At 58.4% G+C, this 10,723-nt stretch carries 8 protein-coding genes; all 8 read left to right on the top strand.

Annotation, left to right across the window (positions count from 1 at the left end; translation table 11 throughout):
* A partial coding sequence (gene bamA, locus ACIF4X_RS28370) for an outer membrane protein assembly factor BamA (RefSeq protein WP_397484601.1) occupies positions 1-2,257 on the top strand: 2,257 nt, incomplete at its 5' end.
* A 45-nt stretch (positions 2,258-2,302) separates the two neighbouring features.
* On the top strand, positions 2,303-2,806 hold the full coding sequence (locus ACIF4X_RS28375; RefSeq protein ID WP_007908849.1) for an OmpH family outer membrane protein: 504 nt from the start codon (positions 2,303-2,305) through the stop codon (positions 2,804-2,806).
* A 3-nt stretch (positions 2,807-2,809) separates the two neighbouring features.
* The gene (lpxD, locus tag ACIF4X_RS28380; RefSeq protein ID WP_397484602.1) at positions 2,810-3,865 is read left to right on the top strand and encodes a UDP-3-O-(3-hydroxymyristoyl)glucosamine N-acyltransferase; all 1,056 of its coding nucleotides are present in this window, start codon (positions 2,810-2,812) and stop codon (positions 3,863-3,865) included.
* A 106-nt stretch (positions 3,866-3,971) separates the two neighbouring features.
* Positions 3,972-4,412, top strand: a complete 441-nt coding sequence (fabZ, locus tag ACIF4X_RS28385; protein ID WP_003222142.1) for a 3-hydroxyacyl-ACP dehydratase FabZ — start codon at positions 3,972-3,974, stop codon at positions 4,410-4,412.
* Positions 4,409-5,185 carry an acyl-ACP--UDP-N-acetylglucosamine O-acyltransferase gene (lpxA, locus tag ACIF4X_RS28390; RefSeq protein ID WP_038357910.1) on the top strand — a complete coding sequence of 259 codons (777 nt, stop codon included), beginning with the start codon at positions 4,409-4,411 and terminating at the stop codon, positions 5,183-5,185. The genes fabZ and lpxA overlap by 4 nt, the downstream gene beginning before the upstream one ends.
* Positions 5,186-5,187: 2 nt before the next feature.
* Positions 5,188-6,318, top strand: a complete 1,131-nt coding sequence (gene lpxB / locus ACIF4X_RS28395) for a lipid-A-disaccharide synthase (protein ID WP_397484603.1) — start codon at positions 5,188-5,190, stop codon at positions 6,316-6,318.
* A gap of 11 nt (positions 6,319-6,329) precedes the next feature.
* Positions 6,330-6,956, top strand: coding sequence for a ribonuclease HII (gene rnhB, locus ACIF4X_RS28400; RefSeq protein ID WP_007908845.1), 627 nt, complete (start codon positions 6,330-6,332; stop codon positions 6,954-6,956).
* Between the two features lie 76 nt (positions 6,957-7,032).
* Complete coding sequence (gene dnaE, locus ACIF4X_RS28405; protein ID WP_397484604.1) at positions 7,033-10,554, top strand: DNA polymerase III subunit alpha; 3,522 nt, start codon at positions 7,033-7,035, stop codon at positions 10,552-10,554.
* Positions 10,555-10,723 lie beyond the last annotated feature (169 nt).

Consider the following 10,723-nt stretch of genomic DNA (forward strand, 5'->3'; position numbering starts at 1 on the left):
CGTCTTTGGTGCCTTGCCGTTGAACGTCGGTGAGCAGGCGGATGATCGTCGCCTGGTGGAATCCACTCGTGCGTTGTTCAAAACCGGTTTCTTTCAAGATATCCAGCTGGGCCGCGAAGGCAACGTTCTGGTCATCACGGTCGTCGAGCGTCCGTCGGTCGCCAGTATCGAAATCGAAGGCAACAAGGCGATCTCGACTGAAGACCTGATGAAAGGTCTCAAGCAATCCGGTCTGGCCGAAGGCGAGATCTTCCAGCGCGCCACCCTTGAAGGCGTGCGTAACGAACTGCAACGTCAGTACGTCGCGCAAGGTCGCTACTCGGCTACGGTCGATACCGAAGTGGTATCGCAACCGCGTAACCGCGTCGGCCTGAAAGTGAAGATCAACGAAGGTACCGTTGCGGCGATTCAGCACATCAACGTGGTGGGCAACACGGTTTTCCCTGAGGAAGACCTGACCGACCTGTTCGAACTGAAGACCACCAACTGGCTGTCGTTCTTCAAGAACGATGACAAGTACGCCCGTGAAAAACTGTCCGGTGACCTGGAGCGTCTGCGTTCCTACTACCTGGATCGTGGCTATATCAATATGGATATCGCTTCGACTCAGGTGTCGATCACTCCGGACAAGAAACACGTCTACATTACTGTCAACGTCACCGAAGGCGAGAAGTACACCGTACGTGACGTCAAGCTCAGCGGTGATCTGAAAGTCCCTGAGGATCAAGTCAAATCCCTGCTGCTGGTGCAGAAGGGGCAGGTGTTCTCGCGCAAGCTGATGACCACCACGTCCGAGCTGATCACCCGTCGACTGGGTAACGAGGGTTACACCTTCGCCAACGTCAACGGCGTACCTCAACCGCACGATGATGATCACACTGTAGACATTCTGTTCGCCGTTGATCCGGGCAAGCGTGCCTACGTCAACCGCATCAACTTCCGCGGCAACACCAAGTCCGAGGACGAAGTGCTGCGTCGTGAAATGCGTCAGATGGAAGGCGGTTGGGCGTCGACTTACCTGATCGACCAATCCAAAACCCGTCTTGAGCGTCTGGGCTTCTTTAAAGAAGTCAACGTTGAAACCCCTGCCGTGCCAGGTGTCGACGACCAGGTTGACGTGAACTACGCCGTGGAAGAGCAGGCTTCCGGTTCGATTACCGCCAGTGTCGGTTTCGCCCAGAGTGCCGGTCTGATCCTCGGTGGTTCGATCACCCAGAACAACTTCCTCGGGACGGGTAACCGTGTCAGCATCGGCCTGACCCGCAGCGAATACCAGAGCCGCTACAACTTTGGCTACGTTGACCCGTACTGGACTGCCGATGGTGTCAGCCTGGGTTACAACGCGTTCTATCGCACCACCGACTATAAAGACCTCGACGTCGACGTAGCCAGCTATGCGGTAGACAGCCTGGGTGCCGGTGTGAACGTTGGCTACCCGATCAGCGAGACTTCGCGTCTGACGTTTGGTCTCTCGGTTCAGCAGGACGAAATCAAGACCGGTACCTACACCGTTGACGAGATTTTCGACTTCGTTAACAAGGAAGGCGACAAGTACCTGAACTTCAAGGCTTCGGCCGGCTGGTCCGAATCGACCCTGAACAAAGGCGTACTGCCTACTCGTGGCCGTTCCCAGAGCCTTACACTGGAAACCACTGTGCCGGGCAGCGACCTGTCGTTCTACAAACTGGATTACCGCGGTCAGCTGTTCCAGCCGATCAGCGAGAACTACACCCTGCGTCTGCACACCGAATTGGGTTACGGCGACGGTTATGGTTCGACCGACGGCTTGCCGTTCTATGAAAACTACTATGCTGGTGGTTTCAACTCGGTTCGTGGTTTCAAGGACAGTACTCTCGGCCCACGCAGTACGCCGAGCCGTGGTACCAACCCGGGCACATTGGCTGACCCGGACCAGGATCCACTGCCGTTCGGTGGTAACGTCCTGATCCAGGGTGGTGTCGAGGTTCTGTTCCCGCTGCCGTTCGTGAAAGATCAACGCTCCCTGCGTACCTCGGTATTCTGGGATGTCGGTAACGTGTTTGACTCCAAGTGCTCGGACACTACAAACGCCAACGGCTCGAAGTCGAACACGCAGTGCAACGACATCAGCCTGAGCAACATGGCCAGTTCCGTGGGTGTGGGCGTGACCTGGGTCACCGCACTGGGTCCTCTGAGCTTCGCATTGGCCATGCCGATCAAGAAACCGGATGACGCTGATACTCAAGTGTTCCAATTCTCCCTCGGCCAGACGTTCTAAGCGTCTGACCCAAGATAACGACAATGGATTTTGTAGGAGTGCATCGTGCGTAAGTTGACTCAATTGGTTCTCCTGGCCTCCTTGATGGTGGCAGGCCCGGCATTTGCCGACATGAAAATTGCCGTTCTGAACTATCAGATGGCCTTGCTGGAATCCGACGCTGCGAAGAAATACGCCGTGGATGCCGAGAAGAAGTTCGGTCCGCAACTGACCAAGCTGAAAACGCTGGAAAGCAGCGCCAAGGGTATTCAGGATCGTCTGATGGCCGGTGGCGACAAAATGCAGCAGGGTGAGCGTGAGCGTCTGGAGCTGGAATTCAAGCAAAAGGCCCGTGACTTCCAGTTCCAGTCCAAGGAGCTGAACGAAGCCAAAGCCGTTGCTGACCGCGAAATGCTCAAGCAACTGAAGCCGAAGCTGGATAGCGCAGTGGAAGAAGTCATCAAGAAAGGTGGTTTTGATCTGGTGTTCGAGCGTGGTGCAGTGATCGATGTCAAACCTCAGTACGACATCACGCGCCAGGTTATCGAGCGCATGAATCAGCTGAAGTAACCCATGACCGTGAATATCAAGCTCGGCCAATTGGCCGAGTTCCTCGGCGCCACCCTGCGTGGCGACCCTGAGACGAAAATTACTGGGCTAGCCACTTTGCAAGAGGCTGGCCCAGCTCAGTTGAGCTTTCTGGCAAACCCTCAATATCGCAAATACCTCGCCGGTTCGCAGGCAGCAGCACTGCTGCTCAAAGAAGCCGATGCCGAAGGATTTGCCGGTAATGCGTTGGTGGTGCCGGATCCTTACCTGGCTTACGCGCGAATCTCGCATCTGTTCGATCCCAAGCCAAAAGCCTCTGCGGGTATCCATCCTTCGGCGGTCATTGCGCCTGACGCCATGGTTGATCCAGCTGCCAGCATCGGCCCGTTCGTGGTGATCGAGGCCGGTGCGCGGATTGCGGCAAACGTGACACTGGGCGCGCATTGCTTCATCGGCGCGCGCAGTGAAATCGGCGAAGGCGGCTGGCTAGCGCCCCGCGTAACGCTGTATCACGACGTGCGCATCGGCAAGCGTGTGGTTATCCAGTCCGGTGCCGTGCTCGGCGGCGAAGGTTTCGGTTTCGCCAACGAGAAAGGCATCTGGCAGAAAATAGCCCAGATCGGTGGCGTGACCATCGGCGACGATGTCGAGATTGGCGTGAACACCGCCATCGACCGTGGTGCGTTGGCCGATACCGTGATCGGCAATGGCGTGAAGCTCGACAACCAGATCCAGATCGCCCACAACGTTCAGGTCGGTGATCACACCGCCATGGCGGCGTGCGTCGGGATCTCCGGCAGCACTAAAATCGGCAAGCATTGCATGCTCGCCGGTGGTGTCGGTCTGGTCGGCCACATTGATATTTGCGACAACGTTTTCCTCACCGGGATGACCATGGTGACCCACTCGATTACCGAGCCGGGTGCCTATTCTTCCGGTACAGCCATGCAACCGGCGGCCGAATGGCGCAAAAGCGCGGCCCGCATCCGTCAGCTCGATGACATCGCGCGACGTTTGAAACAGCTGGAAAAGCGCGTAGGGGAAGTGACCCCTGACGGCAATGCTTCATCAGATGGCTGATACCATTTCCATATCAAGTGTGCACAGCCTCTAGACTGCCTCCTTGATTTGCTAGAGGAGTGCGCGTCAGTCGCGCTCCCAATCTTTACATAGGCTTCCCCCCGAAATGATGGACATCAACGAGATTCGCGAATACCTGCCTCACCGTTACCCGTTCCTGCTGGTGGACCGGGTGGTGGAACTGGACACTGAAGGCAAGCGCATTCGCGCCTACAAGAATGTCAGCATCAATGAACCGTTCTTCAATGGTCACTTCCCTGCGCATCCAATCATGCCGGGCGTGCTGATCATCGAAGCGATGGCTCAGGCTGCCGGGATCCTCGGTTTCAAAATGCTCGACGTGAAGCCAGCCGATGGCACGCTTTACTACTTCGTCGGCTCCGACAAGCTGCGCTTCCGCCAGCCGGTGTTGCCGGGCGATCAGTTGATCCTCGAAGCCAAGTTCATCAGTTGCAAGCGTCAGATCTGGAAGTTCGAATGCCAGGCTTCGGTCGATGGCAAGCCGGTCTGCTCCGCTGAAATCATCTGCGCGGAACGCAAGCTATGAGTTTGATTGACCCTCGCGCAATCATCGATCCGTCGGCCGTTCTGGCTGATGGCGTCGAGGTCGGCCCGTGGTCGATCATCGGCGCAGGTGTGGAAATCGGCGAGGGTACCGTGATCGGGCCGCATGTAATCCTCAAAGGCCCAACCCGCATCGGTAAGCACAATCGCATCTACCAGTTTTCCTCGGTAGGCGAAGACACGCCTGATCTGAAATACAAGGGTGAAGAAACCCGTCTGGTGATCGGTGACCACAACGTCATCCGCGAAGGCGTGACGATTCACCGTGGCACCGTGCAGGATCGCTCGGAAACCACGCTGGGCGATCACAACCTGATCATGGCCTACGCGCACATCGGTCACGACAGCGTCATCGGCAATCATTGCATTCTGGTCAACAACACGGCGTTGGCTGGCCACGTGCACGTTGATGACTGGGCGATCCTCTCCGGGTTCACCCTGGTGCACCAGTATTGCCACATTGGCGCCCACAGCTTTTCCGGCATGGGCACCGCGATCGGCAAGGACGTTCCGGCGTTCGTCACCGTGTTCGGCAACCCGGCCGAAGCACGCAGCATGAACTTCGAAGGCATGCGCCGCCGCGGTTTCAGCGAAGACGCGATCCACACCCTGCGTCGCGCTTACAAAACCGTCTATCGCCAGGGCCTCACGGTCGAACAGGCGCTGGCTGAACTGGCCGAACCTGCGGCGCAGTACCCGGAAGTCGCGATATTCCGCGACTCCATCCAGTCGTCGACTCGCGGCATCACTCGCTGATCATGGCCAATCTGCGTATTGCGCTGGTGGCGGGTGAAGCTTCCGGTGACATTCTCGGCGCCGGTCTTATGCGCGCCCTCAAGGCGCAGCATCCGGCGGTCGAGTTCATCGGCGTCGGCGGCCCGTTGATGCAGGCCGAAGGCCTGACCTCCTACTTTCCGATGGAGCGTTTATCGGTCATGGGGCTGGTGGAAGTGCTCGGGCGCCTGCGCGAGTTGCTCAAGCGCCGCAAGGACCTGATCGCCACGCTGATCGCCGAGAAACCGGATGTGTTCATCGGTATCGACGCGCCGGACTTCAACCTCAATATCGAACTCAAGCTGCGTCAGGCCGGGATCAAAACCGTACATTACGTCAGCCCGTCGGTGTGGGCGTGGCGGCAGAAGCGTGTGCTGAAGATCCGCGAAGGCTGCGATCTGATGCTGACACTGCTGCCGTTCGAAGCCAGATTCTACGAAGAGAAGGGCGTACCAGTGCGGTTCGTCGGTCATACCCTGGCCGATACCATTCCGCTTGAAGCTGATCGCGCTGCGGCGCGTGCCGAGCTGGGCTTGCCCGACGGCCCGCTGGTGGCGTTGATGCCCGGCAGTCGCGGCGGCGAAGTGTCGCGACTGGGTGCACTGTTCCTCGATACTGCCGAACGTCTGCGCGCGATGCGCCCGGGTTTGCGCTTTGTCATCCCGTGCGCCAACCCGGAGCGCCGCGCGCAGCTAGAAGAGTTGCTCGCCGGCCGTGATCTGCCGGTAACCTTGCTCGACGGCAAATCCCATCTGGCACTGGCTGCGTGCAACGCCGTGCTGATCGCCTCCGGCACCGCCACCCTCGAAGCATTGCTGTACAAGCGGCCAATGGTCGTCGCTTACCGCTTGGCACCACTGACGTTCTGGATTCTCAAACGCATGGTCAAGAGCCCGTATGTGTCGCTGCCGAACCTGCTCGCTCAGCGTTTGCTGGTGCCAGAATTATTGCAGGATGATGCGACGGTCGAAGCGCTGGCGCAGACCCTGTCGCCGCTGATCGAAGGCGGCGAAGAACAGACCCGCGGGTTCGACGAGATCCACCGCACACTGCGGCTGGATGCCTCCAATCAGGCGGCGGACGCCGTCCTCAACCTGATCGGTCAGACACGATGAGCAAGGCAAGCATGCAGATGGGCCTGGATTTCACCCTGGTCGCCGAAGTTGAAGAACTGGTCGCCGGTGTCGATGAAGTCGGTCGTGGCCCGTTGTGCGGCGCGGTGGTGACGGCGGCGGTGATCCTCGATCCGAACCGGCCGATCCTCGGTCTCAACGACTCGAAGAAACTCACCGAAGCCAAGCGCGAAAAGCTCTACGACGAAATCATCGAGAAGTCCCTGAGCTGGTGCATCGCCCGCGCCGAAGTCGAAGAAATCGACGAACTGAATATTTTGCACGCGACGATGTTGGCCATGCAGCGCGCAGTGGCCGGCCTGCACATTCAGCCGAAACTGGCGATGATCGACGGCAACCGCTGCCCGCAACTGCCGATGCGCGCCGAAGCGGTCGTGCAGGGTGACGGCAAGGTGCCGGCCATTGCTGCGGCGTCGATTCTGGCCAAAGTCAGCCGCGACCGTGAGATGGCTGCATTCGAATTGATCTACCCGGGTTACGGCATCGGTGGCCATAAAGGCTACCCGACGCCCGTTCATCTGGAAGCGTTGGTGCGTCTTGGTCCGACGCCGATTCACCGGCGCTCGTTCGCCCCGGTGCGTCAGGCTTATGAAGCGCTGGAAGGTCTGACGCAGGTTTAGTCGCAAGGCTGATGTTTTGTTCGAGGCCCGGTACAATCCGGGCCTTGTTGTCTCTATGTAACTGGACAGGATCACTATGCCGGCTTCATTCGTTCATCTACGCCTGCACACTGAATACTCCCTGGTCGACGGGCTGGTGCGGATCAAGCCACTGGTCAAGGCGCTGACGGCCATGAACATGCCGGCGGTCGCGGTCACCGACCAGAACAACATGTGTTCTCTGGTCAAATTCTATAAAAACACCATGGGCGCAGGCATCAAGCCGATTTGCGGCGCCGACCTGTGGTTGTCGAACAAAGACCCGGACGCACCGCTGAGCCGGCTCAGCCTGTTGGTGATGAACGCCAAGGGCTATCGCAACCTCACCGAGTTGATCTCGCGCGGCTTCATCGAAGGCCAGCGCAACGGCATGATCATCATCGAGCGCCAGTGGGTTGCCGAAGCCAATGAAGGCCTGATCATGCTGTCCGCTGCCAAAGAAGGCGAGATCGGCATGGCGCTGATCGGTGGCAACCCGGCGGAAGCCGAAGCCTTGGCGCGCGAGTGGATGACGGTGTTTCCGGATCGTTTCTATCTGGAAATCCAGCGCACCAACCGCCCCAACGATGAAGAGCAACTGCACGGTGCCGTGGCCCTTGCCGACAAACTCGGCGCGCCTTTGGTGGCGAGCAACGATGTGCGCTTCATCAAGCAGGAAGATTTTGCCGCCCACGAAACCCGCGTGTGCATCGGTGAAGGCCGTGCCCTCGACGATCCGCGGCGCTCGAAGAATTACAGCGATCAGCAATACCTGAAAAGCGCCGAAGAGATGATCGAGCTGTTCAGTGACATTCCCGACGCCATCGAAAATACCGTCGAGATTGCCAAGCGCTGCAACATTGAAGTGAAACTGGGCACGCACTTTCTGCCCAACTTCCCGATTCCCGATGGCATGACCATCGACGAGTATTTCCGTAAGGTCTCCTTCGACGGTCTCGAAGAGCGCTTGGCGGTGCTGCTGCCCAAGGACACCACCGAAGACTACGAAGCCAAGCGTCAGGTCTATGTTGATCGCTTGAATTTCGAGCTGGATATCATCATCCAGATGGGCTTCCCCGGTTACTTCCTGATCGTTATGGACTTTATCCAGTGGGCCAAAAGCAACGGCGTGCCAGTAGGTCCGGGCCGTGGTTCGGGTGCCGGTTCGCTGGTGGCCTATGTGCAGAAGATCACCGACCTCGACCCGCTGGAATACGACCTGCTGTTCGAACGTTTCCTTAACCCGGAACGGGTCTCGATGCCCGACTTCGACGTCGACTTCTGCATGGATGGTCGTGACCGCGTTATCGATTATGTGGCCGAAAAATACGGTCGCAACGCGGTGAGCCAGATCATCACCTTCGGTTCCATGGCCGCCAAGGCTGTGGTGCGCGACGTGGCGCGGGTGCAGGGCAAGTCCTACGGTTTGGCGGATCGTCTGTCGAAGATGATTCCGTTCGAAGTCGGCATGACCCTGGAAAAAGCCTACGAGCAGGAAGAGATCCTGCGTGACTTCATCAAGGTCGATGAAGAGGCCGCAGAAATCTGGGAGATGGCGCGCAAGCTCGAAGGCGTCGTGCGTAACGTCGGTAAACACGCCGGTGGTGTGGTTATCGCGCCGACCAAACTGACTGACTTCTCGCCGATCTATTGCGACGAGGCCGGTGACGGTCTGGTAACCCAGTTCGACAAGGACGACGTTGAAGCGGCCGGTCTGGTGAAGTTCGACTTCCTCGGTCTGCGTACGTTGACAGTGATCGACTGGGCGCTGAAGACCATCAACCGCGACCGCGCCAAGGTCGACGAGCCGCCGCTGGACATCGCGTTCATCCCGCTCGACGACAAGCCGACTTACACGCTGTTGCAAAAAGCTGAAACCACGGCGGTGTTCCAGCTTGAATCCCGCGGCATGAAAGAGCTTATCAAAAAGCTCAAGCCCGACTGTCTGGAAGACTTGATCGCACTGGTGGCCCTGTTCCGTCCGGGCCCGTTGCAGTCCGGCATGGTTGATGACTTTATCAACCGTAAGCACGGTCGCGCCGAGCTGGCGTATCCGCACTCCGACTATCAGTACGAAGGCCTCAAGCCAGTATTGGCGCCGACCTACGGCATCATTCTGTATCAGGAACAGGTGATGCAGATTGCTCAGGTCATGGCCGGTTACACCCTCGGTGGTGCGGACATGCTGCGCCGGGCGATGGGTAAGAAAAAACCCGAAGAGATGGCCAAGCAGCGCGGTGGTTTCATTGAAGGTTGCAAGACCAACAATATCGAAGCCGACCTCGCCGGTAACATTTTCGACCTGGTGGAAAAATTCGCCGGTTACGGTTTCAACAAGTCTCACTCTGCCGCTTACGGTCTGGTTTCATACCAGACTGCCTGGCTGAAGACCCACTACCCGGCGCCGTTCATGGCTGCGGTACTGTCGGCGGACATGCACAACACCGACAAGGTCGTGACCTTGATCGAAGAAATTCGCACCATGAAGCTGCGTCTCGACGCGCCGGATGTGAATACGTCGGAGTTCAAGTTCACGGTGAACGACGAAGGCCGCATCATTTATGGTCTCGGCGCGATCAAGGGGGTGGGCGAGGGGCCTGTCGAAGCGATCACTGAGGCGCGCGAGGACGGGCCGTTCAAGGATCTGTTCGATTTCTGCGCACGGGTCGACCTCAAACGCATCAACAAACGCACCCTCGACGGTTTGATCCGCAGCGGCGCTCTGGATCGCCTTGGCCCGTACTTCCACGATGAGCAAAAAGCCTACCAAGCCAACATCGACCGCAACCGCGCGGTGCTGCTGACGGCCATGGAAGAGGCGATCAAGGCCGCCGAACAAACTGCACGCACTCAGGACAGCGGGCACTCGGACCTGTTCGGTGGACTCTTCGTCGAAGAAGACGCTGACGTTTACGCCAACCATCGCAAGGCCAAGGAGTTGACGCTCAAGGAGCGGCTCAAAGGGGAGAAAGACACTCTGGGCCTGTACCTGACCGGTCACCCGATTGATGAATACGAAGGTGAAATCCGTCGTTTCGCCCGCCAGCGCATCATTGATCTGAAACCGGCGCGAGATACCCAGACCGTCGCAGGCATGATCATTGCGCTGCGGGTCATGAAGAACAAGAAGGGCGACAAGATGGGGTTCATCACCCTGGATGACCGCTCTGGACGCATCGAGGCCTCGCTGTTTTCCGAGTCGTTCCATGCGGCGCAGTCGTTGTTGCAGACTGACGCGATGGTGGTCGTCGAAGGCGAGGTCAGCAATGACGACTTCTCCGGCGGCCTGAAGCTGCGGGTCAAGCGCGTGATGAGCATGGAAGATGCGCGCACCAACCTCGCCGAGAGCTTGCGCCTGAAGCTGCAAACCCAGGATCTGAAGGGCGATCAGCTACGCTGGTTGGGGGATTTGCTCAAGCGTCATCGTGGCGCTTGCCCGATCACCATGGAATACACCAGCCCGGATGCCAAGACCTTGTTGCAGTTTGGTGAGACGTGGCGAATTGATCCGGCGGATGCCTTGATTCAGGCGCTGCGTGACCAGTTCGGGCGAGACAACGTCTTCCTCCAATACCGTTGACCGGCAAGTGCCATCATGGCGCTCGCCCGCAACCTGAATTTTTAATCTCGACCTCAGCGCGCCTCTCCCTTAAGGTAGGGCGCGAATAGACAACCGGCCGGCCCAAGCTCATTTGGGACACGACCCAAGACGGACGCCTATGAACCCGAATTTTCTAGATTTCGAACAG

The sequence above is a fragment of the Pseudomonas sp. NPDC085632 genome (assembly GCF_044541255.1).
Classification (GTDB): Bacteria; Pseudomonadota; Gammaproteobacteria; order Pseudomonadales; family Pseudomonadaceae; genus Aquipseudomonas.

Coding starts and splice junctions, on each gene's coding strand:
- lpxD (WP_397484602.1), top strand. CDS start 2,810: ATGACCGTGAATATCAAGCTCGGCCAATTGGCCGAGTTCCTCGGCGCC.
- fabZ (WP_003222142.1), top strand. CDS start 3,972: ATGATGGACATCAACGAGATTCGCGAATACCTGCCTCACCGTTACCCG.
- lpxA (WP_038357910.1), top strand. CDS start 4,409: ATGAGTTTGATTGACCCTCGCGCAATCATCGATCCGTCGGCCGTTCTG.
- lpxB (WP_397484603.1), top strand. CDS start 5,188: ATGGCCAATCTGCGTATTGCGCTGGTGGCGGGTGAAGCTTCCGGTGAC.
- rnhB (WP_007908845.1), top strand. CDS start 6,330: ATGCAGATGGGCCTGGATTTCACCCTGGTCGCCGAAGTTGAAGAACTG.
- dnaE (WP_397484604.1), top strand. CDS start 7,033: ATGCCGGCTTCATTCGTTCATCTACGCCTGCACACTGAATACTCCCTG.